Genomic DNA, 22651 nt, shown 5'->3' with positions numbered 1-22651 from the left:
GACAGCCGTCTTGTGCATTACCGGGAAAGGAGCGCCATTAGTTCCCGGACGTCAGGCAAGCTGTCGAGCCGCTGAATGACGTCATAGACCTTCTTTGCATCATTGATAGCACTCATGTCGGCGCAGTCATAGAATTTCTTGCGGCGACTGACTGCATCGATAGGATTTTCAATGGTTCCTACGGTAGCTTGCACTCCTTTCTTCAGCATCGTGCCGTCCTTGAGGGTAAGGCTGATGATATGGGGAAGCTTTGTGGGTCCGTCCTCTTGTTCCTTGGTGTAGTTACTGACGCTGATCCTCTTGTACATGCTTCGGATATCTTCGCTTCTCACATTTGAGTCAGAGAAGGTCTTCAGATTCACCTCCTTCGTCACTAGCGCCGCAGAGCAGCAAAACTGCATTGAGAACTTGGCCTCATGCGGCGAGGCTGGATTGTCGTACATCAGATTTTGCGCATTGGAGTATCCGATGGTCACGGAAAGCGCTTCGACGTCATGATGGGTGAAGGAGTACTCGGCCATGACTTCAAAAAGGCCATCGAGCACCTTGTGGGTGGCAGCGCAGCATGGAAAGCGCTTAATCATCAAACCAGGCTTGTCAATGGAGAGAGGGATGCCGATGGCCAAGTTTGCTGGATCCCAGCCGGGAGGATTTGCTCCTCCAAAAAGCTCGAGAAAGCCGAGAGGGCCATCCAATGCGGCCGGGTTTCCCCGCACGCCGCACTTCGCAAGCACGGCGGCCTGCACGCCATGCTGGGCAGCCAAGCCCGCCTGGAGAGGTTTCGCGTCCGTCCCAAACTGGGCCTTGAAGCCGCCGGCCATGCTCGTTGCCAGGCTGAGGGCATGCTGGAACTCGTGTTCCGATAGCTCAAGTAATCGCGCTACGGCACCGGCTGCCCCAATCGCACCCAGCGTGGACGTAGAGTGCCATCCTTGCGTGTAATGGGAGCGCATGACACCCTTCGCCAGAACGTTCTGTACTTCCAAGCCAACGATGTAGGCATCAATGATGTCCAAACCAGAACTGCCAAGCGATTCCCCTACTGCAAGAAGCGCTGCTACCGTAACGGAAGTTGGATGGGAAACAGCAGGCGAGAACGTATCATCGTAGTCGAGGGCGTGACCCGCGATAGCGTTTAGCAGAGCAGCCTCGGAAATGCCAGCTCTGTCGGAAGCCAGGATTACGGTGGACTCTCCCTGCCCAAACAGAGGCAATGCCTCGCTAGCGCGGCGGAACACGTCAGTGCCTGTGCCTCCGATCATGCAGGCAACTGTGTCTTCGATGCCCAGTTTGGCGTTGGCAATCGTGCTTGTGGCATAGGTGCGGTCGCGCGTGGCTACCCAGCTGGAGATTGTCTCGTTGATATTCATATGTCTTATTTGCAATGCCTGAAAGGCGCCTGAAGATTTGCGGCGGTCGGGCTGATATCCGCTGAGCGTTCTTGCGTGAAGCAGGAGCTGGGTAGGGGTAGTGTACGAGCGTCGCCGCTCAGCTCGAAGTGGGATTTTCGAAAGGGTTTGTTTGCCAAACGCGAAACGTGTGACAATTGGCCGTGCGTCGCTGACGTAGAACGTCCAGAGGGTGTTCAAGAATGTGTTACACCGTAGCGCTTCCCTGTGCCTGTCGTGGCTATACAGGAGCCAACGGACAATGTACTGCAGAGGAAGGATGTCTCTAGCGCGCTACGACCGTCAATTGCTCAACTGGTTGCGTCGAGGGCAGGTGTCGGAATTGTGCCTCGTTCTGCGCTTGAGGGCCGAGCGCCGGTCCTTGGCAGTACTCAGCATGAAGAGCCGTGGGCAGTGCGTCATCTGCATATTTTCTTGTGCGAGGAATCGATGAGCAATCCGTTCGTCGCCCGATTGATTGACTCACTTGTGGGCAACTGACGGGCCTCCGGTGGCCTTCGCCACCAGGATTCCTTCAAGCGGGGTGAGGATCAGACGCGGCGTGTCAGCCCTTCAGCGGGCAGGCGCTCCGTGCCAGCGGCTCGAACGCCTTGTCCTTCGGAATCACTTTCCGGATCTTCATCAGGTCCCACTCACCCTTCGACTCTGCCGGTCCCTTCGCTTCGGCGAGGTACATGTCGTGGACCATCTGCCCGTTGGCGTGGATACGGCCGCCCTTGGCAAAGAAGTCATTGATCGGTGTCTCGCGCATTTTCGCCATGACCTTGTCGGAATCGGCGCTGCCGACGGCCTGCACGGCGTTGAGGTAGTGGGTGACAGCGGAGTACATGCCGGCCTGGACCATGGTTGGCATCGCTTTCGTCTGGGCGAAGTACTTCTTGCCGAAGGCCCGCGTCTCGTCGTTGTAATCCCAGTAGAAGGCCGTGGTGAACTGGAGTCCCTGCGACGCCTTCAGTCCCATACCCTTCAGGTCGCTGTCGAAAATCAGCAGGGGAGCGACGACCTGCTTTCCTGTTCCCAGGCCGAACTCTGCGGCCTGGCGCACCGCATTCTGGGTATCGCGCCCGGCATTGGCCAGCGCGATGACCTGGGCCTTGGACGATTGCGCCTGCAGCAGAAACGAAGCGAAATCCGATGCCGAGAGCGGGTGCCGGACCTTCCCGCTCACCTTTCCGCCGGATTGCTCGACAACCGCGACTGCATTGGCTTCTAGGGAATAGCCGAAGGCATAGTCAGCGGTCACGAAGAACCAGTCCTTCTTGCCTTCCTCGACGATGGCCCGCGCCGTGCCGTTGGCCAGCGCATAGGTGTCGTAGACGTAGTGCACACCATATGGCGAGCACTGCTTGCCCGTCAGTTCGGTGGTGGCGGACCCCGCGAAGATGGTGATCTTCTTCTTGCTGGCGCCGAGCTTCTGCAGCGCCAGCGCGGACGCCGAGTCGGTGGACTCGATGATCATCTCGACATTGTTACGGTCATACCACTCCCGCGCTCGGGTCGCGGATACATCGACCTTGTTCTGGTAGTCCGCGCTCAGGACCTCGATGGGCCTGCCGAGAACCCTGCCGCCGAAATCCTGGACCGCCATCCTGACTGCGGCGACCCCGCCCGGTCCGCCAATCCCTGAATACACGCCCGTCATATCTACGAGGGCGCCAATCCGGAAGGGCTCCTCCGCCAGCGCCGGATGGCAGAGCGCTGTCAGGCAAGCAAGCGCGCATGTGCGCAACACTGTAGTTTTCATTATTGATATCCCTAAAACATGAAAATCTATTCTTTGCTGGTACGTAATATCCCTACCGGATGGATCGGAGATGCGTGCCATGGGGCTAACGTTGATTTCATTGCAGTATTGCGCATCCCATCCAACGCGCGGGCCAAAGGGAGAACTGCCTTTGCAAACGCGCAGCCTCAAGTCAATCACCTCCAGGGAAAGGCGGCGATGACTTGTTGCGCTAATCGCGCTGCCTGCGGCGGTAACGTCACGCAGGAACCTTCCCGACATTAGCGTTGGCAGCAACATACGCGTCGTCGTGAAATAAAGAGAATGCCCCGCTTCCTCGATTTATACAATTAGGCGCACCACGCGTGTCATATCGCGTGAGCTTGCTTTAAGATTCTTGGTTTTATCGATTCGGTTCGTGACAGAGAAAACGTGGCCTCGGTATTCAAGTCGGCGCAGGGCCCCGCATTAAGATAGGCTTGCCAAAGGCAAGATCCGTTTCCGCGGCGACCGCGCCTTCATATCCCGGAGTTTCGTAGACGCGGGGGGGCAAGTCAAATGCCTATTTGGCCTAACTGACTTAACCTTGGACGAGCAGATTGCGAAATGCCGCGAATCGAGTACCGCAGGTCCGGCAGCCATGTCGAGCAACATGAGGAACGCTGCCGGCTCCTGTCTGGTTCACATCATGAGGTTCCCCTTGTTTTTCGCCTTCCAAGGGTAAGGGGGTAAAGCCGCCATGCCCCGTGGGTGTTCCCAGTCCCGGAGGTACTGGGCCGGGGACACATAGCCGAGGGTGGAGTGTCGGCGGCTCCGATTGTACAAGCCGTCAACACAACGCCCACATTACCGACTCAACGGAAGTTCTGTATCGCTGGCACCCTTGGTATGGTCGCAGGGTGTGGATCTTCAACACAGTCACGAAGAATGGGGTGATCGTTCTACGCTGTGCGCTGGACTCGCGCGAGTCGGCGCGCGTGCTGGAGGTGCCCCAGTGGATGTTCGATTCGATAGTTTGTTGTCACCTCACCTTTGCAGCGTCCCCCGTAGTCAACTGTGAAGCGCTCCGAGAGTTGAGACGCTTGCCGTCCAAGCCAGTATGGTACAAGCGCAGCACCATCCTTTGTCCCATACAGGAGGTGCTGATGCGACGCGTGACGAGCCCGCTACCGGGCAATCAACTCGACCTGTTCCATCCTTGTCCAAAGACGCCCCAGTGGACAACCCTGCCGCCGGAGGTACGACAGCAGACGATCCGCTTGCTCGCGCAACTGCTGCGGCAACACCGACGGGGGCTGCTCGCCACCGTGCACGGACGGGAGGCCGATGATGAGTGACAAGATCAGAGCGCAGCATCTGGCACGCAAAGCCGTGCTGTACGTCCGTCAGTCCTCGGCGTACCAGGTCAACCACAACCTGGAAAGCCAGAAACTGCAGTATGCGATGCAGGATCGGCTGCACCAGTTGGGCTGGCATGAGGTCGAGGTTATTGATGAGGATCTTGGTCGCTCTGCGGCCGGAACTCAGACGCGTACGGGATTCGAGCGCATGGTGGCAGAGGTTTGCCTTGGCCGCGTCGGCGCTGTTGCCGCGCGCGAGGTGCCGCGATTCGCACGCAACAGTCGCGAGTGGCAGCAACTGGTCGAAGTCTGCCGAGTCGTCGACACTGTGCTGGTCGATCAGGGAACTGTTTACGCCCCACGACAGAGCAATGATCGCTTGCTGCTCGGGCTGAAGGGCAGCCTCAACGAATACGAGTTGGACCTGCTGCGTCAGCGGTCGCTGGAAGCACGGCGGGAGAAGGCCAAGCGAGGCGAGCTCATCGTAGCAGCGCCGGTTGGCTACCGTAAGACCGAAGACCAGCGCCTGGAGAAGGATCCGGATTTGCGTGTGCAGGAGGCCATCCGGTCGGTGTTCCGCCAGTTCGGCGCGATCGGTTCGGTACGCCAGACACTGCTATGGTTCCGCGAGCACGGGCTGCAGCTTCCGGCGTGCACACCGCGCGGAGAAATCCACTGGAAGCGACCCAGCTACGGCACGGTCTACCAGATCCTGACCAATCCGATTTACGGCGGCGCATATGCCTATGGCAAGACGGAATGCACGATTCACTATGAAGACGGCGAACCACGTAAGCGTGATCGCCGCAAGCCGCGAGATCAATGGCTGTCGCTGATTCCCGAAGCCCATGATGGGTACGTTGCCTGGGACGAGTTCGAACGAATCCAGCGCGCGATCAGTGCCAACGTGCGGATGGCCGGACATGCTGGTGCGCCGAAGAGCGGGGAGGCTTTGTTGGCGGGGCTGCTGCGGTGCCGTCGCTGCGCGAGCAAGCTCACGCTAAACTACACGGGCCAGCAGCATGACGCCTTGCGCTACTCCTGTCATCGCGCCTGGCTGGACAAAGGGCAGCCCCGTTGTATCGCATTCGGTGGCACACGCATCGACGCGGCCATTGCACAGGCGGTCCTTCAGGTCGTTCAACCTGCAGCAATCGAGGCAGCTATCGTGGCTCGCGAAGAAGAGACGCGGAAACAAGATGAGGTGCTGGCAGCGCTGCAGCGAGATCTGCAGGCGGCCCGCTATGCCGCGCAGCGGGCGCAGAAGCAGTATGACGCTGCCGACCCCGAGAATCGACTGGTCGCCGACGAGTTGGAGCGGCGCTGGAATGATGCCCTGTTGAGGGTCAAGGAACTGCAATCGCGCATCGAGCAACAGGTAGGCGCATCCGGCCAGATCCCCTCAGCAATGCCAGAGGAGTTTGCCGACCTTGCTACGGCGCTGGAGTCCATATGGCCAGAGGCCGACGCCCGCCTGAGGAAGCGTATTGAGCGTACATACCTCGGTTCGGGTGCCACGACGGCGCCGCGGACAGAACGCCTCCCATACTTCCCCCGAAGCAATTGATGCCGTACGCTCACTTGCCCGGATCTGTCCCGATTTGCTGATTGCCAGCATACTCAATCGCAATGACCTTCGAACCGGACGCGGCAATTACTGGACACAGGAACGTGTCACTGCGCTGCCGTGAAGTGTAGTAAAGATGCTCCCTCGAGGTCTCGGAAAAAGACCACGAAAATCAACGGGATAGCGATTTTTGCGCGGGCGTCCGTACCAACATTGCGGGTCTCCCGCACTTTGTGTGACGGCTGGGTTGAGGGCTTGATTTCCGGCCGATCTGGCCTACGTTGATCGTTACCATGAGCCAAGTTCTCGGTGGGATCGATCGTATCCTCGCCCGTGTGGGTAAGCGCTTCGTCTCCAGCGACGTGCGAGGGAATACCATCACTGTCGAAGCCTGCAGTACGGTTCGCGCGGCAGCTTGTCCTGCCTGCCGTCATTGGAGTAACCGAATCCACGGCAGCTATGTGCGCAGGCTGGAAGAACGACCGATGCTCGAGCAGCAGGTCGTTCTCGCCGTGGAGGTGCGTCGCTTCAAGTGTGCGAATGCCGGCTGCCCCCGTCGTACGCTTGCCGAGAACATCCACGCCTTGGCCGGTCGGGATCAACGTCGAACGCGATCACAGGCTCGGGCGTTGCATGTGCTGGGCCATGGCCTCGGTGGTGAGGCGGCGGCCCGCCTTGCTAACGTCTTGGGCTTGCGCACCAGTGCCGACACGTGCTGTGGGGGTTGCGAAGAGCTCCTGGGCGAAAGCGCAAACCACGACCGCCGGTCGTCGGCATCGATGACTGGGCGATCGCGCGCGGTCACCGGTACGGAACGATCATCTCCGAGCTGGAGCGACGTGAGCCAATCGAAGTGTTCGCCGGCAGGGAATCAACTGCGTTGACCGCGTGGATGCGTGCGCGCCCATCGATCGAGATCGTCGCGAGGTACCGGGCGGGGGGCCTACTCCGAGGCGGTCGACATCGCGCTGCCGCCAGCCAGGCAATTCTCCGATCGAAAATAGCGATCTGCAATAGCTAGATGTTTTTTGGAATTATTTCACGTTCGTGAAATAATTCGATAGGGCCACTTTCTTCATGGCTCCGAATTCTTGAGTTTCCACATGCCACGACCTTTGCCAGATTCAACGTTGCCTTCCCGCGCCACGATCAAAATTTGCTCTCATCTCGGGGATAGAGTGCGCGCGACTCGCTCCGCCCAAGGACTACCAATCGATCAGGCCGCCCGAACGTGCGGGGTGTCCGTGGGAATGTTGTCGAAGCTAGAGAACGGGAAGGGCGTTCACCTGGACTATGTTCTCCGTGCTCTAGACGGCTTGGGTTTGACCATGCTAGTCGTGCCAAAGGATTACGTGCCTCTCCTCGAACAGGCGGCATCCCATGCGGCACGAGAGTCTAAGGTGTACGAAGAAGGACGGAGGAGGGATCGGGAATGGGATTGAATACCGTCCAGGCAGGGTCAATCTGCTTGCAAAGATGATCTCGGCAATCGCGAAAGAGGTTTTTACTGCGACGGTAGGCTCCGATGGCAACGGCGGCTTCCCTGGAATTCTGACAGAGGCGTCCACGCCAGCGCCTTCGTGTCTCGATTGCCTGTCCTGACGGGGCAGCGGTCACTAGGAGCAGAAGGGCGTATAGATCGCGGGTTCTGGAGGTGAGTTGCACGCATACCATGGAAGTGGCGTATGGCGCTCCGTATTACGCACCACGCCAGCCGCTGTTGGATCGGAGATTCCGATGTTCCAAGGGCAAAGCCCGCACGTCGCAGCGCTGCAGCAAGCTCAACGCGAATTCCCTCCGATATGGATGGTTTCGGACTGGCAGTCTCGGGTACCTGTACGAAGACGGGTTGACTCGACGGGACTTGGGACTTCGCATGATGAATGGGTGGTTGCCGGCATACGTCAACGATGCGGGTTGTGAGATGTTTTCCGACCCATCGGTGCGTGAACCGGGTCCCCCGGGTGCTTTAGTGGGTCGCGGTACCTTCCTGCAGATGCTTGAACGTGAAGCGCTCTCCTGCGTTTGGGTGATTGCCGGTGAAAAGAGTGTCTTTGGCGGACGAGGGAATGCGGCGCCACAATGCAATACGTGCGATGGCTTCTTGTGCCGCGACCCAGTCCCCGACCTTGATCCACAAGGGCGCCGCATGGGCATCGTGCTCGTTGCGGCAAGAACGGAAAGTGACAGTTGCGTGCGCGAGCGCTCGCCAAAACGGCGCGAACCATGCACTGCCGGCCGTGTCACCAAACACGCGGGCAGCAGCCGGCATGACCTCGCAGGTGACCTCACCATGCGCACGTCGTAGTGCATCGTGGTCGCCAAAACGCTCTGGCCTTTGATCCTCGAGGGCCAGAGTCAGCGTACTAAGGACGGGGAGAAGATCGTCGGAAGGACACTCGCTGAGCAATAGCTGCAACGCACCGCGCGCAGCAACCGCATCGCGGCGCTGCAGGGCGTCGGCACATCATTGCGTAGCATCACGTCGCGGCTGTGAGCAAAGATATCGAGTTGCATCGACTTCAAAATGTGACTGTTCAAGGCATGAGGAGGGATTCTAATCATCTGGCTGCTCAGGAGCAGGCGGGGAGTGGTCGCATCGGCTGCGACCAGGCGGAAAGCTCGCCGGCTCGGCCGCTGGGTGGATACGCGCTGGAGTAGCTAATGGGATGCCAGGGGAAGTGCTTACTCTGTCCATGCCGAATCCATTTCCCGCATCAAGCGCCCGGCGAGAATATAGTCGCCCAGCTTGGATGCCTTTGCCTCGAGGCTCTCCAGTTCAGCTGCAGGCAGCTCGGACAGATCAAACTGACAATAGAGGTTTCGCTGCCGGAAGGTTGTTTTTGGTCGCATCAGGCCGGCGACCAGTGCCGCCGGCGATTTGACCGCGATGTTCTCTTGCCCGCGATATTCCACGCGGATCCCCGCCTTCTGGCCGAGCCGACCCAGTTCAATCGCGTCCTGCCAGCCAGCCTCATAGTCCAGTTCCACCACGGTCACGCCTTCCGTCCCCAGGAGTCTTAGTGCCTCCCCTTTGTTGCCAGCTCGTGCTGTCGCCATTGACTTCTCCACTCACATTCTTGGCGGATTTGGGCAACACCCTGTGCTCCCACAGTATTGTAGTCGCCGGCGGAGCCTCGAGCCCGATAGCCCTTTCCGGCGATTGACATCCGCAGGGGCTGTGGAATATGGGGCAGACCAGGTGGCAAGGGGGAGGGAGCTGCGATGTTGCCCCTCTTTCAGAACACATTTCATTCAGCTTGTGGGCGTGAGCCATGGCAGTGGCATTGGGCATATCCCCCCGGTGTCGGTCATAGTCGGAGCCCTTGTAGGCTTCGCGTTCGGCAAATTCAGCTCGGGGCAGCCAAGCATCGGGGAAGGACTTGCTTGCCTCATTCTGCACATGGTGACTTGCTCTGAATTTACCCACTCAGCCGCTATCGCGCCTTTCCTGGCAGGGAAGAATAGGCAGAGAGGATTGTATTCACAGAAGCTATCTCTGTTCCGGCTAAGATCATCCGGGCGGGCGAGATTCACACAGGTAGTAAAAATATGGCGAAGTGCTGTAGGATAATCGAACTGTTATTTATAGACGGAGACTGAGATGGCTACCTACAAACAATTGCTAGCAGAAAAGGAAAAGCTGGAAACCCAGCTCGCCGAGGTTCGTCAAAGCGAGGTCGCCGGCGTCATTGAGAAAATCCAGGCTTTGATGGCGGAATACGAACTCACCGTCGATGACTTGGCGCCGAAACGACGCCGTGGACGCCCGGCGGCTAGTGACAAGCCTAAGGCTGCGGCGAAGGAGAAGACCTCGCTGCCGCCAAAGTACATGGACCCCAAGACTGGGGCCACTTGGACCGGCCGTGGTCGGGCACCGGCGTGGCTAGGGAAGAATCGCGACAAGTTTCTGATTCCAGAGGCGTGAGCCGTTGGTGGGAGGATGTGGCGGGTGGCGGAGATGTAAAATCGCCAGTGCCAGCGTTGCGCGCGACCCACCGCGATTCGTTAATATGTCATGCAGGTCAGCGCTGATGGCGAGCGAGAAGACCGTGCACGCAATCGACAGCGGCGTCGCCAAGCACGGTGCGCAAAGGCCGGCCCGAAACGGGTGACGACATTGCCTCGGAATACCAGACCCCCTCGGTCCCTGGACGACCGCCCCTAAAGTGGCCGAGGGCGCTGCGGCGCGTTAGCACTGGCGAATCTGGGGAGGCGACGACGTAACGGCATCCCACATGCGCTTTACGCGCCCGCGTAGGTGGAATCTGCATGGTTGATTCTTCTACACCTGTTCACTAGGACCGGGTGACAGCGGTGAGCCGGAAACAAGCGGGACGCCGCTGAGGTAGTATCCATTCGATGACTTGAATGGCGGGCGAAGGTAACATGGCTCGGCGCGGGTCGATGGTCGAGCTGCGCTACAACCGTTCGCTCACTTCATGGGCGGCCAGCAGCCGTGAAATCCCGGATAACCCCATTGCCTCGGCCATCTCGCGTGGGGTTTCGCAGTCGTCGATGCGCGTCCGGCTAGCTGCGTCCGCCCCAGCCGCCAGCAGCATCTCTACCGCAGGCAAATTGCGCACGCTCACGGCCATGTGCAGCGCGCTATAGTCGTTGTTGCCGCGCTGCGCAGGATTGGCGCCGAAGGCCAGCAGCAGCCTGAGCACCTCGATCACATCCGTTCGTGCGGGTGCGCCTGGCCGGGCGAGACTACATGAAAGCGCCGCAATCAGCGGCGGAAAACCCGCGTGATCCACCGGCCGGGGATCCGCCCCGATCTCGAGCAAGGTGCGGATAAGGGGCAGCGGGCTATGGTAGATCGCGTACTCCAGGCAAGGCCCAATCCCTGGCGGCATCGGTCCGTTGGGAATGCAGGCCGGGTTATCAACCGCCGCCCGCAGCGCATCAATGTCGCCGGAGCAGAAGGCCGCATGGATCTTCTCGAACTGCCGGTATCCCTCGCATTGCTTGATGTCTGGCTTCTTCATTTCGTGTCGCCTGATCTGGCCCTATTTTAGCTTCCGGGAGAGAGCGCCGGGGCGATGATCAACGCGGCGATTTCGCTTGGCTGCGCGATCATCCTTTGATCATCAAAATGCAATTAATCGCCAGGATTTCTACCCCAACCTTAATCCGGGCTTTGGCAGCAGGACCTGCCCGGGAGGGGCAGCGTGGCGTAAGCGGCGACCGGAAGGGGCCTCAGCACCAGTGCGATGCCCATGCGTCGCTAATGTGCTTGCGTGCCTTCGTGCCGCGCATCGCGCTCGCTGTGCAAGTAGGCTGGTGGACCGAAGCGCCCCCCATCTCACGTATCTCACGACCCGCCCTTGCTCATCCGTCCGCCGTCCCGGCAGAACTAAACCGCGCTGGCCGAGCGTCGGGAAAACGGATTCTTTCACGAACGTGAATATTCGTCGGAAGTGCCTGCGCCTGAGTCCAACGGAACCGCATACTGCTTCGTGTGGGCTTGTTTCACGATGCTGGGCTTCCCGCCGATCCGGTGCCGTTCGTGCGTGGCCGCATGCCCGGCATCGTCCTCCGGCAGGTAGGGCGAGTGGCCAAAGGCCAGCTCCAAGTGGGCGGCGATCGCCAAATGCTCGCCAGACACCGCGTTGCGCGACATCACTGATCTGCTCGCACGTGGCGTATTGCGGAAATCGGATGCAGGCGGGCGCAGCACCAGCTATGAGTTGAACGACCTATCCGAGTAGGCACGCGCATCTCGATCCAGTAGGCTTGCGGCGAGAACGGCCGTGGCCAGGCGCTCAATGCGCAATCAGGCTTGCCACGATGTCCCTGCGCTCATGCAGGACACGCAGCACGTCAAGCATGTCACCGTTCACCCGATAGAACACCAGGAAAGGGAAGCGGTTGTTGCAGATCGTTAATTCCGCGAGCGGCGCCCACATATCTGCGAGCAATCACACTGGCTTAACGCATTGATTCTGAATGAAAAACTGTCGGTGGAAGGCGATTGGTGCCGTTGCGCAGAGGCAACGGCCTTCCGGCGCAGGACCACAGATTCCGCGACTGTGGCTCTGCGGACCGGTAATTCGACTACTGTGGGTTGAAGGTTAGTGTTCTGCGTATCTCCATGACTGAGCCTACGGAGCGTGAACTTGCCATTGCGCGAGTCCTGCGTCCTCTTGGAAGGGGACCGCTCTCGCGCAAGCAAGCAGAGTACGCTGGCAAATTGCTCGGAATGCATCGGTCCACGGTCTATCGTCTGCGGCAACGGTTTCTAGCTGATCCAGTCGCGAGCGCGCTGAGCCCGTATGACCGCGGTCCGAGATCCGGAAAGGGGCGACTGCCGGCGCAAGTCGAGAACATCGTGAACGATGTACTAACCACATGGCTGCCGCAGCAGCGTTATCTGGCGCATCCGCTGTTTGAGCTGACCATTGAAATCCGCAAACGTTGTGCAGATGCCGGCATCACCGCACCAGCCAGGTCAACCATTTCACGGCGCTGGGCCGCTCATCGGAAGGAAGAGGCGCTTCTGCAGGCGGTGTTACCGGCGGCAGCAATTCCGCCTGGCAGTCTCGTGGCGCGTTACCCGATGGACATCGTTCAGGTCGATCACACGCTGGCCGATGTGATCTTGGTGGATGAGTTATATCGGCGTCCCATAGGTAGGCCATGGCTTAGCCTCGCTGTTGACGTTGCCACACGATGTGTCGTGGGAGTGTATGTGGGGATGGACCGCCCGAGTGCGGCCACAGTCGCTCTCCTGTTGACGCGCGTCGTGCTCGCCAAGGTGAGCTGGCTCGCCAGCCTCGAGGTCAGTGCCGAATGGCCGATGCACGGCATCCCGAAGGTTCTTCACCTCGACAATGCGGCCGAGTTCAAGAGCAGGGCGCTGCGTTCCGGGTGTAGCCAGTACGGGGTGGAGTTGATGTATCGTCCCGCCGGACGCCCATACTTTGGCGGACATATCGAGCGATTGAACCGGACCCTCATGGAGCGCGTCCACAGCTTGCCGGGGTCGACTGGATCCTCTCCAAAGGGCCGCAAGGCTAGGGCGCCTGAACGAGAGGCATCCCTGACTATCCGAGAGTTCGAGCGGTGGCTGGTCCTGGAGATTGCGCAGCGCTATCACCATAATGCGCACCGGGGGTTGCGCGGAGCCACTCCCTACTCCATGTGGGCCACTCTTGGCGGCGTGACGCCACCGAAGTTGCTTCCCGATACGGCGTCCGAGGCTTTGCGCTTCCTGATCCAGTTCCTGCCGATGACCTATCGAACGGTCCAGGCGGATGGCCTCACGCTATTCTACATTCGGTACTGGCACCCAATCTTTACTGCGTGGCGGGCAACCAAGCAGAAGGTCATTACACGGTTTCACCCGGAAGATCTCTCCAAAATTTTTGTCAGCGTTGATGGCAAACGGTACCTCGAGGCGACCTTTGCCGACTTGCGCCGTGAGCGCGTTTCGTTATGGGAGCAGCGCAGCGCATTACGGCATCTGCGCGCCCAGGGACAGAAATACGTCAGCGAGGCGATGCTGTTTGAGGCCATCGATGAACAGCGACGGATCGTTGCGCGCGCAAGAACGCAATCATTGGGCGCAAGCCGTCGAGGCACTGTCTTGAAGGATCCGGTGCCAAGGAACGCTCGGCAAGAGAGTTCTCAAGTTCGGCAAAGCGAAAGCGCATCGGTGAAACCTACTGAGGCATCCGTCGACTACAGCAAGCCAGCCATAGCGTACGATATCGAGCAATGGTGATCCGTAATGGGCGCGCTACTCACACATCTTCTGCCTGCTGCAAGACCATTGGCTCAGTGCGATGACAATGTCCGGATTCGAGGGCTGGCCCGTAACCGATGGATCGATTACCCGCGGGCCACGCAGGCGCTGGAGATTCTTGAACGACTCATCCAGACACCTGAGCGCGAGCGTATGCCATGCCTGTTACTGCACGGAGACTCCAATATCGGAAAGACGCAGATCATCTCCAAGTTTCGGCGTCATCATCCGCCCGAGTATGACGAGGAGAAGGGCGTTGAGATGTGCAAGATTGTCGCCATGCAGATGCCGCCGACGCCTGATCAGCAGCGATTCTATGCGTCACTGCTTTTCGAGCTGGGGGCGCCTTTCAATGCTACAGCCCGGCTTTCCGCGCTCGAGAAGCTGACCCGAGAGCTTCTTCGGAAGGTAGCGCCGCGGATGCTGATTGTTGATGAGGTCCATCACTTGCTGGCAGGAAGCTACCGGGAACAGCGGGCATCCTTGAATCTGCTGAAGTTTCTGGCGAATGATTTGAGAATCTCCATCGTCCTCGTTGGCACCCAAGACGCCGTGATTGCGTTGCAAACGGATCCGCAGATGGTGAGCCGGTTCACACGCTTCGAAATTCCCAGGTGGAACGAATCAGAGGCCTTCCGATGCCTCCTTGCTGCCTTTGAACGAATTCTGCCCCTTCGACGGCCGTCGAACCTGGCGCGATTCTGGCGGCGAGCGGCGGACTAATCGGGGAGGTATCGCGGGTGCTCAATGTCGCGACTGAACTCGCCATTCGCGACGGCAGAGAGGTGATCGAACTTGGCCACATCGAGAATGCAGCGCGAGGTCTCCTGTGCTGAGCCTGTGAGACCTTGGCCGGTGGCGCCACGTCCGTTTGACGACGAGGCCTTTGGCGGCTGGCTGGGGCGCTTGGCAGCCACGTATCGAATCAGCGTCCCCCAGCTATGGGCAAGTGGGCAGCTTGAGGCATTCCCCTACTTGCCCCGCTGTGGATGGCTGCTGTTTCCGCCGGTTGATGAGCTGGTGCTTGCCCGTCTCGCAGCTCTGACTCACGTTAACATCGACAGACTAGTGGCGATCCAAACACCAGCAGCGTGGGTGTCCGACCGGCGCGGCCTTTCATTCTGCTTCGAGTGCCTCGCTCTGAATCCCCTCGATGTCTTTTCGCCTCGCTGGAAATGTGAGTGGCTGAATCCGGCGGCAACTGTCTGTGAAATTCACGATCACCGCCTCCAGGCCATCTCATCGTTCAGATTACACCAGCTCAAAAATCTCAATGCAGTGATCCGTTGGGTAGGGAAACAGTACGCGCGGGGGGATCGCGAGTCGTTCCGAAGCCTCCTTGGCACGCCACGTTCGCAGTATTAGTGCGCACCATTCGCAGAATTAGCGATCTGCAACAGCAGCGCCTGTGAGTCGAAGCGAGCAGACGCCAGCAGGCGTAACTCCGACAGGACCGGCGCGCTCATCTCCTGGGCTTCGTCGATCAGCAGCACGCAGCGACGGCGGCTGGCCTCCAGATGGGCCAGCCAGCGTTCGCGCAGGGCCTTGAAGCCGCCCCAGCGGTTCTGCGGCTTGATCGGCACCGCAAAGATGTCGCTAAGCTCTCGGTAGAAGTCGGACAGGCTGCTCTGCGGATGGGTAATCGAGCCAACCATCAGATCGGGCAATGCTGCATCAGCGGAGCGTCCAGACCGATGAGGCCGTGGGCGGCGAAGAAGCGGAAGCGTGTTTTCACAAGGCGATCGCGGTGGCCCGCCACCAAAGCGCGAAGTCGCTGGAGCTCCGAGCGGCGCTGAGCCTGGCCCGCCTGTGGCAAGGAGAGGGCAAGACGGCGGCAGCCCGGCAGAGGCTCGCTGAGACCTATGGCTTCTTCACAGAAGGTTTCGACACCGCTGACTTACGACAGGCCAAAGCGCTGCTGGATGAGCTGCCGTGATCTCGAAAAGACAGGTGTTTAAGTTCATATGGTTTCCAAGGTATTACTCAAAAGATTGAACCGTCCCGGGTTTTAGCGTCTCGCCGTGATCGCCGGCCCCATGATTGGGTAACCTCGGCTGGGATTGCGCACATGAAACGACCTGTACATATCCGCGAAGTTGCAAAGCTTGTGGGAGTTTCGCAGAGCAGCGTCTCTCGCGCGCTCAATCCGGAAAGATATGCCAGCGAGGAGCTGAGAGCCCGAGTGGTCGCCGCGGTGGCCGAGCTGGGCTACGAGCCTAACTCGTTGGCGCAGAACCTACGCACACAGTCCAACCGCACCATTGGATGCATGGTGTCGGACATGGCCAACCCAATGTACGCGGAGATCGTTGGCGCCGCAGAGGCCCGATTCCAGGAGGCGGGTTATCTGACGGTAGTCGCCAATTCGCGTCTGGGCCAGCAGGAGGTGGATCTGCTCAATATGTTCCGCCGTCGTCGCATGGATGGTTTGCTGCTGACCCTGGACGACGATACAAGGGAAGGCCTGCATGAGGCGGTGCACGCGTGCAGCCGCACGCGCTCGGTCGCACGTTCGATCGTGCCCGGCATGGCATCGATCGCGTCCTTGACCGCCTGCCACATGTCGCGGCTCAGCTAGCGCGTGATGCGCGGCTTGGGCAGCCTGCGCGCCAGCGACAGTGGGTTGCCGGCCAAGTAGCCCGCGTCGACCAGCTAGGCGAACAATCCATTGAGGATCACCATGGTGCGTTGCGCGCTGACCGGGGAGCGCGAACCGGCAAACGGCCGCCACGCGCCAGCGTCTTGCGCGACGCATGATGAATTGGAGGGATAGTGTCCAGCCTATCGCGGGCACGATCCAGTCACATGCCCATCACGCGAATGGTCGGTCAGACGCAGCGATCGCGTCTACACGGTCGGCGTCGGACATACAGCGATCGGGGAGGCTTCATAGAAGCCCCCACTCTGCAGTTGTCGTTGGTGTGCGCTTGCGAGCACGAGGGCGGCAGAAAGGCCAATTAACTGGCAATTGGAGCGATTTGTCAGACCAAGCCAAGAGCCCGCAGCTTTGCGTCCGCCGCCGAGTAGGGCCGCTCGCAGATGATCTTGTCCGAGTTCGGGGCAAACTCGAACGTCGCTGCCATTCGCACGCGGAACTTCCGGCCGGTTGGTTCAAAGACTTTGCCGTTCGCCTTCAGCGGGCCGAGGTGCGTACCCGATAGCCAGAATTCAACGAGAACAGTTTCATCGTCCGCGGCGATGGCGATGATCTCATTGGAAAGGTCGGGGAAGGGGATGCGCGAGGAATCGAAGTAACCTCGGACCTGCTCCTCGCCGTCAAACACGACCCCTGTAGCATGCATTTCATACCGGGGGTGCTGGAACGTGTTGATCACGGCGTCCCACTCGTGGGTGCATTCCAGTGCCATGTGGTCGCGTACGGTCTGAATGCGCGCGGCGCTCAACGTATCGGTCATCCTTGTTCTCCGTCGGATATTTTTGGGGTAAGTGTGGGCGGCTCAAGTCGGGCCGCCGCGAGAAACTGTGCTGAGCTGCGTAGGTGTTGCCTGTCGCCTTGATCGCTTGACAGCATTGCCCTGCCTGACCTTTAACGGAGCAGCCGCCACCCGCCATCCACGGTGAACTCCCCGCCCGTGATATAGCCTGCTTCGTCCGATGCCAGGAATGCGATCAGATTTGCGACATCCTCCGCTCGTCCCTCGTCGCCGAGCGGAATCTGGCGTCCTTTCGGCCTGGGGTCTACGTCGCCCGCCGCCTGGCGCTGTTGGTATTGCGTGAAGATGCTCTCAAGCATCGGAGTCGACGTCTTCCCGGGATGCACTGAATTGCAGCGAATCTTGTTGCCATTTTCGGCGCCGGCCAGGGCAACCGTCTTGGTCAACTGTGTTACCGCCCCTTTACTGGCTCCGTACGCGACACTTTGCGTCGTCGGGTAGTAGGCGCCCACAGAAGCGAGGTTGATGATTGAACCTACGCCAGCTTTTTGCATCGCGGCCATGGCCTCGCGGCACCCCAGGAAGGTCCCGTCCAGGTTGACGGATAGCACGCGATGCCAGTCATCGAGCGTCGTTTTGGCCAAGGTGCCGTTGACGACGTCGCCAACGATGCCCGCCGCGTTGACGAGCACATCCAGCCTGCCATGCCGGCGCAGAATGGATTTGACGGTCTCCGCCCAGTTCGACTCGCTGGTCACATCGAGCGGCACGAACTCGCCGCTAATTTCCTGGGCGACCTTGGCGCCGCTGCTGTTGGGCAGGTCGGCAATAACGACTGTTGCCGACCGCTGGGCTAGCAGGCGGGCCGTGGCGGCGCCAATGCCGGACGCACCACCCGTGATCAGGGCTACTTTCTCCGTGAACTGCGCCATCTTCATGTCTCCGGTATGTCCTTCTGCAGTCTCTTTCCAGTTCGCGAGCCTCATTTTCGCCAAACAGAAGAAACGTTTCCACAACTGGGAAGCATTGTTGTTCTACCTAAAAATTGGAGCAATCATGGTAAACGCTACCCTTGATGTTTGGGTCGTGGATGATGTATTGTAAAAACGTTTCTGCAATGCAGGGCACACTTTCAAGACGACGAGGAGACATTGATGAGTTATCTGTTTGGTGCGGTTCGGCAGCTTGGTTACGTCGTGAGCGACATTGAGAAGGCAATGGCGCACTGGACGGAGAAGCTAGGTGTCGGGCCCTGGTTCTACAAGGAAGACGTCGGCACGAGCGAGTTTCGCTACTACGGCAAGAATTCGACGCCGCCCAAGCTCTCCATCGCGCTGGCCAACTCGGGGGATCTGCAGATTGAGCTGATTCAGCAACGAGATGACGCGCCATCGCTCTACCTGGACTCGTTAAAGCGAAGCGGTGAGGGCGCGCAGCACATCGCATACTGGACGGAAGACCGCTTCGACGAGATCGTTGGTCGCCTTCTGGAGGCCGGCTACGTAGAGGGGCATGGTGGCCGCATGGGGTCGCGAGGGCGTTTTGCGTACTTCGTCAACCCCGATTTGCCTAGCGGGATGTTCGAGATCTCGGAAATGACTGGCGGCAAGGCCGAGTATTTTGCCGAGGTGAGGCGTGCTGGCCTCGCCTGGGATGGAAACGGCGAGCACATCCGGCTGATCGGCGCCCCGCGATAGTTGCTAACTGAGGCTAGAGCGCTCTACGAGGGGCGCTCTAGCCTCAATATGGGACTGCCTCTGCCTCCACGAGTGCGCGTCATCCGGTGAGCTAGAATGCTCGGCATTCACATAAGACGTTACTCAGCCTGAACCCGCTGCTTCGCGGCGCACGTTAGGGCAAAAAGGAGAGAATCGATGTTGCAGCCCCGTGCACTGCCTGAACCTGTGTGGCGCAAAGTGTCGCATCAGACTGTGTCGGATGGTTGGTCGAGCATGCGTATGGCCCCGGTCACTTTGGTTAGTCAGCTCACAACGACGCTCGCCAAATGAAGCCGCGTATCACAATCCGGGAGGTGGCAAAGGAAGCGGGCGTCTCCATTGGTACGGCTTCACGTGCGCTCAATCGTGCAGGGCGGGTGAGCGAATCCGCGATTGCCGCTGTCACCAAGGCAGCGAGCCGCCTGGGGTATGAGCCGGACGCCATTGCCCAGAGCATGCGGACGCGCTCGTCGGGAGCCATCGGCATCTTGGTCTCCGATCTATCGAACCCGCTTTACGCACGCATCATCATCTCCATTGAGGCGTCCCTGCAGGCCGCGGGCTACGCGCTGCTGATCGCGAGTACGCATAACGATGGCAAGCGCGAGAAGAACCTGATCGACCTCTTTCGCCGGCGACGGGTGGATGGGCTAATCCTTGCGCCTTGTGAGGCAGAGAATCCAAAGCTGCTGGAGCAGCTTTCGCAAGAAATGCCCGTCATCGCGCTGGATCGGGATCTTTCCGTGATTGGTAGCGGTGTGCATGTCGATCACTATGGCGGTGCCATGCAGGCGACCCGCTATCTGCTGAATCTGGGGCATACGCGGATCGCGTTGTTGACGCCTGGTAGTGCGCTTCGACCCGGCCGGGAACGGATTGCCGGATTCACGGATGCGTACAAGGAACGCGGGCTTACGCCCGTGGCCAAGCTCATCCGTTCGGAGAAGTCATCGATGGATTTCGCTTTCAGCGAAGCGCTATCGCTGTTGTCCGGTCCGGATGCCCCCAGCGCATTTCTCTGTCTCGGGACTCGGATCCTGTCCGGCGTTCTCCAAGCGCTGCGGCACACCGGCAGGGTTGTGCCGGATGATGTGAGCGTGGTCAGTATCGGCGATACCGATCTCTCGCAACTGTTTAGCCCATCGATCACGTCTTTGACTTGGGACCTCGACGTTGTTGGTACGGTCCTCTCCCAGATGATGCTCAAGCGTCTGGAGAAGGATGCGGAGGTCGAGCCGGAGACGATCGGCATCACAACCCAACTCGTTCTGAGAGAGTCATGCGGGCCCGCTGCCGCCAGCCGCAAGAAGACAACAGCATAGGCTTTCCCGATCCAGGTAGATCCTGAACAGAGCCGCTTCGAAGTGAAGCGGTTTTTTTGTCTCGCATATACTTGCGTAAACTGTAGAAACGTTTCTACAATGATCATGCCCACAACGTCGTAGCCTACGGGCGCGACGTCACACCAGAACTAATTCGACAGGAGACATGTATGAAAGCTGCGATTCGCAATGAGACCGGACTGGCCATGGCAGATCTCGAGATTCCTCGCCCCAAAGCCACCGAAGTCCTTGTGAAGGTCCGGGCGAGTTCCCTGAATCGCGCAGACCTGGCGCTTGTCGATGGCAAGTCGCACGGCTCCGCTGGCGGCCCTGGCACGGTATTGGGCCTTGAGTGGTCTGGTGACGTGGTAGAGGTAGGGGAAGAGGTCACCGCATACAAAGCCGGCGACAAGGTCATGTGCTCCGGCCTTGGCGGGTTTGCCGAGTATGCCGTCACGGATTGGCGGCGTGCCTTCCCGTTTCCGACGGCCGACATGGACTATGAAACTGCCGCCTGTCTCTCTGTCGCGCTACGCACGACGCACACGGCGATACGGCATACCGCGCAACTGGAGGCGGGCCAGACGGTCATGGTGCTGGGTGCATCGTCCGGCGTCGGGCTAATGAGTCTTCAGGTTGCCAGGCACTTCGGCGCGAGCCTGGTGATCGGCTCCTCGACCAAAGCGGATCGGCGTGATCGGCTTGCCGAGTTCGGTGCCCATGTCGCTCTCGATAGCAACGGTCCGGACTGGGTGAAAAAGGTACATGAGCTCACGGACGGCCGCGGCGTCGACCTTCTCGTCGATTTCCTGGCCGGGCCGCTGATCAATGACAGTATGCGCGCCGTGGCAATCGGAGGACGGATCGTCAATATTGGCCGGATGGCGGGGGAGAGCGGAATATTTGATTTCGATCTTCACTCGATGCGCCGGATTCAGTATCTTGGTATGACGTTCAGAACTCGCACGGTCGAAGACTTTGGGGTGATCGCAGAGCGCGTGCGCAAGGACTTCTGGCCCGCACTCGCGCGTGGGGAGTTGCGCCTTCCCATCGATGTGCGGTTGCCGCTCGATCGCGTGGCGCAGGCGTGCGAAATGATGCGCAAGAACACACACTTCGGGAAGATCGTTCTCACTCAGAATGCATGAGAGACCTTCGGGAGTGAGCCTGAGCTTCAGTTCCCCGCCAATAGCCTTCAAAGGAATGGCCTTCGAACGCAGGCCGACCGCAGAGCCGGATCTCCGCGCCTGACCGCCCTGGTGGCTTAGCGCACCAGGCATCAAATTTCCCACGGGTTTACCACCATTTGTTCGTAAGGGTTGTGGTCGCAAAATGTGTGGAAACGTTTTTCCATGTTCCATTTCTACGGCAGGCGCCACGCTCAAGAAAATGAGAAGAGTGGTGCACCGACCCACAAGTTGGAGACAAAAATGAAGAAGTTCAGCGCCCTCACATTGCTGACTGCGATCACCTTATCCGTTGCGGCGCAAGCACAGGGCGAAGTGGCGTATCCCAGCAAGCCTATCCGCCTGATTGTTCCCACAGCGCCAGGCGGCGGTGGCGATGTGTTTGCCCGAATCCTGGCGGACCAGATGGGCCGTCGCCTCAAGCAGCCGCTGGTGGTTGAAAACAATGCGGGCGCTGGCGGCACGATTGCGATCGGGCAACTGGCGCGCGCCACCCCGGATGGCTACACGATCGCCCTTGGCACGATGACCACGACCACGCTCGCGCCGGCCGTGTACCGAGCCTTGTCATACGACCCGATAAAGGATCTGACCACGATCGCTCGCGTCGGCACATCGCCAATCATCCTGGTTGCCACCAAGGACTTCCCGGCCAACAACCTGAAGGAACTTGTGGCGGTAGCGAAAAAGAGCCCGACACCCATCCAGTTCGGTACGTGGGGGCTTGGCTCCACGGGCCACTTTTGTGCTGAGGTCCTTTCCCAGAAGACGGGGGTCAAGCTCGACCATATTCCGTTCAAGGGGACCTCCCAGGTGGTTACCGCAATGCTCGGTGGCGTCGTGAAGGTGGGCTGGCTGGACATTGGCAGTGGCACTGCCGCCGTCAAGTCCGGAAAGATCAAGGCGCTGGCCATGTGCACCCGTCGCACTGCGAATTTCCCCAACGTCGCAACGTATAAGGAGCAGGGCGTCGATTTCGACCAATGGACCGGTTGGGCCATGTTTGCTCCAGCGGGCCTGCCCAAGCCGATCGTGGAAAAGCTTGCTGCAGCGGTTCAGGAAACGCTAAAGGATCCGGCTGTGACCAGCAAGATGGCCGAGCTCGGCATTACGCCCGACTTCGTATCAGGCAGCGAGCAAGCTGCGACTAACGCCCGCGATATCGAGGTCTGGAAGCGGGTCGCGCGCGAAGCAAACATCACGCTGGAGTAGGCAATCGCCAAATGCCGTGGCCAGGCCG

General features: G+C 59.6%; 22 protein-coding genes and 3 pseudogenes. 15 read left to right on the top strand and 10 right to left on the bottom strand.

Annotated elements, in window-relative coordinates; all coding sequences use genetic code 11:
* Positions 1 to 17: 17 nt before the first annotated feature.
* Both AC1Q7Q_RS31555 and AC1Q7Q_RS31550 read right to left on the bottom strand, forming a co-directional pair.
* On the bottom strand, positions 18 to 1370 hold the full coding sequence (locus AC1Q7Q_RS31555) for an MmgE/PrpD family protein (protein WP_492371438.1): 1353 nt from the start codon (positions 1368 to 1370) through the stop codon (positions 18 to 20).
* A 583-nt stretch (positions 1371 to 1953) separates the two neighbouring features.
* A complete protein-coding gene (locus AC1Q7Q_RS31550; RefSeq protein WP_492371439.1) occupies positions 1954 to 3141 on the bottom strand; it encodes an ABC transporter substrate-binding protein in 1188 nt (395 codons plus the stop codon).
* A gap of 1320 nt (positions 3142 to 4461) precedes the next feature.
* Between AC1Q7Q_RS31550 and AC1Q7Q_RS31545 the strand changes: the two genes are divergently transcribed.
* The 4 genes from AC1Q7Q_RS31545 to AC1Q7Q_RS31530 all read left to right on the top strand — a co-directional run bounded on the left by AC1Q7Q_RS31545 (position 4462) and on the right by AC1Q7Q_RS31530 (position 7481).
* Positions 4462 to 6039 (top strand): recombinase family protein, encoded by a 1578-nt coding sequence (locus AC1Q7Q_RS31545; protein ID WP_492371440.1) that lies wholly within the window; start codon positions 4462 to 4464, stop codon positions 6037 to 6039.
* Positions 6040 to 6332: 293 nt separating this feature from the next.
* Positions 6333 to 6923 carry a transposase family protein gene (locus AC1Q7Q_RS31540; RefSeq protein ID WP_492371441.1) on the top strand — a complete coding sequence of 197 codons (591 nt, stop codon included), beginning with the start codon at positions 6333 to 6335 and terminating at the stop codon, positions 6921 to 6923.
* Positions 6815 to 7060, top strand: a complete 246-nt coding sequence (locus AC1Q7Q_RS31535; RefSeq protein WP_492387256.1) for a hypothetical protein — start codon at positions 6815 to 6817, stop codon at positions 7058 to 7060. The genes AC1Q7Q_RS31540 and AC1Q7Q_RS31535 overlap by 109 nt, the downstream gene beginning before the upstream one ends.
* A gap of 82 nt (positions 7061 to 7142) precedes the next feature.
* Entirely contained in the window at positions 7143 to 7481 is a 339-nt protein-coding gene (locus AC1Q7Q_RS31530; RefSeq protein WP_492371442.1) for a helix-turn-helix domain-containing protein, read from the top strand.
* 527 nt (positions 7482 to 8008) lie between these two features.
* Here AC1Q7Q_RS31530 and AC1Q7Q_RS31525 read toward each other — a convergent pair.
* Together AC1Q7Q_RS31525 and AC1Q7Q_RS31520 are read right to left on the bottom strand one after the other, a co-directional pair.
* Positions 8009 to 8311: a hypothetical protein gene (locus AC1Q7Q_RS31525; protein ID WP_492371443.1), complete on the bottom strand. Its 303-nt coding sequence runs from the start codon at positions 8309 to 8311 to the stop codon at positions 8009 to 8011.
* A 413-nt stretch (positions 8312 to 8724) separates the two neighbouring features.
* On the bottom strand, positions 8725 to 9099 hold the full coding sequence (locus tag AC1Q7Q_RS31520) for a PHA-granule associated protein 4 (protein ID WP_492371444.1): 375 nt from the start codon (positions 9097 to 9099) through the stop codon (positions 8725 to 8727).
* Between the two features lie 544 nt (positions 9100 to 9643).
* Here AC1Q7Q_RS31520 and AC1Q7Q_RS31515 point away from each other — a divergent pair.
* Positions 9644 to 9967 (top strand): H-NS histone family protein, encoded by a 324-nt coding sequence (locus AC1Q7Q_RS31515; RefSeq protein ID WP_477112215.1) that lies wholly within the window; start codon positions 9644 to 9646, stop codon positions 9965 to 9967.
* Between the two features lie 493 nt (positions 9968 to 10460).
* On the opposite strand, the gene AC1Q7Q_RS31510 is transcribed toward AC1Q7Q_RS31515, so the two are convergent.
* Both AC1Q7Q_RS31510 and AC1Q7Q_RS31505 read right to left on the bottom strand, forming a co-directional pair.
* Complete coding sequence (locus AC1Q7Q_RS31510) at positions 10461 to 11030, bottom strand: ankyrin repeat domain-containing protein (protein ID WP_492371445.1); 570 nt, start codon at positions 11028 to 11030, stop codon at positions 10461 to 10463.
* Between the two features lie 407 nt (positions 11031 to 11437).
* Complete coding sequence (locus AC1Q7Q_RS31505) at positions 11438 to 11665, bottom strand: hypothetical protein (protein ID WP_492371446.1); 228 nt, start codon at positions 11663 to 11665, stop codon at positions 11438 to 11440.
* Here AC1Q7Q_RS31505 and AC1Q7Q_RS31500 point away from each other — a divergent pair.
* From AC1Q7Q_RS31500 to AC1Q7Q_RS31485, 4 genes and pseudogenes are all read left to right on the top strand, one after another.
* A pseudogene (locus AC1Q7Q_RS31500) lies at positions 11610 to 11753 on the top strand (DUF4172 domain-containing protein); the annotation flags it as partial. The gene AC1Q7Q_RS31505 and the pseudogene AC1Q7Q_RS31500 sit on opposite strands and share 56 nt — an antisense overlap.
* Before the next feature lie 620 nt (positions 11754 to 12373).
* Positions 12374 to 13768, top strand: a complete 1395-nt coding sequence (locus AC1Q7Q_RS31495) for a transposase (RefSeq protein ID WP_492371447.1) — start codon at positions 12374 to 12376, stop codon at positions 13766 to 13768.
* 6 nt (positions 13769 to 13774) lie between these two features.
* On the top strand, positions 13775 to 14512 hold the full coding sequence (locus AC1Q7Q_RS31490; RefSeq protein WP_492371448.1) for a TniB family NTP-binding protein: 738 nt from the start codon (positions 13775 to 13777) through the stop codon (positions 14510 to 14512).
* An 87-nt stretch (positions 14513 to 14599) separates the two neighbouring features.
* On the top strand, positions 14600 to 15154 hold the full coding sequence (locus tag AC1Q7Q_RS31485; protein ID WP_492371449.1) for a TniQ family protein: 555 nt from the start codon (positions 14600 to 14602) through the stop codon (positions 15152 to 15154).
* On the opposite strand, the gene AC1Q7Q_RS31480 is transcribed toward AC1Q7Q_RS31485, so the two are convergent.
* On the bottom strand, positions 15151 to 15456 hold the full coding sequence (locus AC1Q7Q_RS31480; RefSeq protein ID WP_492371450.1) for an AAA family ATPase: 306 nt from the start codon (positions 15454 to 15456) through the stop codon (positions 15151 to 15153). The two genes, AC1Q7Q_RS31485 and AC1Q7Q_RS31480, sit on opposite strands and share 4 nt — an antisense overlap.
* On the opposite strand from AC1Q7Q_RS31480, the gene AC1Q7Q_RS31475 reads away from it, so the two are divergent.
* On the top strand, positions 15456 to 15725 hold the full coding sequence (locus AC1Q7Q_RS31475) for a hypothetical protein (protein WP_492371451.1): 270 nt from the start codon (positions 15456 to 15458) through the stop codon (positions 15723 to 15725). The two genes, AC1Q7Q_RS31480 and AC1Q7Q_RS31475, sit on opposite strands and share 1 nt — an antisense overlap.
* A gap of 132 nt (positions 15726 to 15857) precedes the next feature.
* Positions 15858 to 15998 (top strand): annotated as a pseudogene (locus AC1Q7Q_RS31470) (LacI family DNA-binding transcriptional regulator); the annotation flags it as partial.
* Between the two features lie 254 nt (positions 15999 to 16252).
* On the opposite strand, the pseudogene AC1Q7Q_RS31465 reads toward AC1Q7Q_RS31470, so the two are convergent.
* From AC1Q7Q_RS31465 to AC1Q7Q_RS31455, 3 genes and pseudogenes are all read right to left on the bottom strand, one after another.
* A pseudogene (locus AC1Q7Q_RS31465) lies at positions 16253 to 16519 on the bottom strand (tyrosine-type recombinase/integrase); the annotation flags it as partial.
* Positions 16520 to 16770: 251 nt separating this feature from the next.
* Positions 16771 to 17205: an ester cyclase gene (locus tag AC1Q7Q_RS31460; RefSeq protein WP_492371452.1), complete on the bottom strand. Its 435-nt coding sequence runs from the start codon at positions 17203 to 17205 to the stop codon at positions 16771 to 16773.
* 131 nt (positions 17206 to 17336) lie between these two features.
* A complete protein-coding gene (locus tag AC1Q7Q_RS31455; protein ID WP_492371453.1) occupies positions 17337 to 18122 on the bottom strand; it encodes an SDR family NAD(P)-dependent oxidoreductase in 786 nt (261 codons plus the stop codon).
* Positions 18123 to 18338: 216 nt separating this feature from the next.
* On the opposite strand from AC1Q7Q_RS31455, the gene AC1Q7Q_RS31450 reads away from it, so the two are divergent.
* The 4 genes from AC1Q7Q_RS31450 (at position 18339) to AC1Q7Q_RS31435 (ending at position 22623) form a co-directional block, all read left to right on the top strand.
* Positions 18339 to 18881: a VOC family protein gene (locus AC1Q7Q_RS31450; protein WP_492371454.1), complete on the top strand. Its 543-nt coding sequence runs from the start codon at positions 18339 to 18341 to the stop codon at positions 18879 to 18881.
* A gap of 308 nt (positions 18882 to 19189) precedes the next feature.
* Complete coding sequence (locus AC1Q7Q_RS31445) at positions 19190 to 20224, top strand: LacI family DNA-binding transcriptional regulator (protein ID WP_492371455.1); 1035 nt, start codon at positions 19190 to 19192, stop codon at positions 20222 to 20224.
* A gap of 170 nt (positions 20225 to 20394) precedes the next feature.
* Positions 20395 to 21372 carry a quinone oxidoreductase family protein gene (locus tag AC1Q7Q_RS31440; RefSeq protein ID WP_492371456.1) on the top strand — a complete coding sequence of 326 codons (978 nt, stop codon included), beginning with the start codon at positions 20395 to 20397 and terminating at the stop codon, positions 21370 to 21372.
* A 204-nt stretch (positions 21373 to 21576) separates the two neighbouring features.
* On the top strand, positions 21577 to 22623 hold the full coding sequence (locus AC1Q7Q_RS31435; protein WP_492371457.1) for a Bug family tripartite tricarboxylate transporter substrate binding protein: 1047 nt from the start codon (positions 21577 to 21579) through the stop codon (positions 22621 to 22623).
* Positions 22624 to 22651: the final 28 nt, after the last annotated feature.

The sequence above is a fragment of the Cupriavidus sp. GW823-FHT07A04 genome (assembly GCF_058794615.1).
This window is presented reverse-complemented; position numbering and strand designations above follow the sequence as displayed.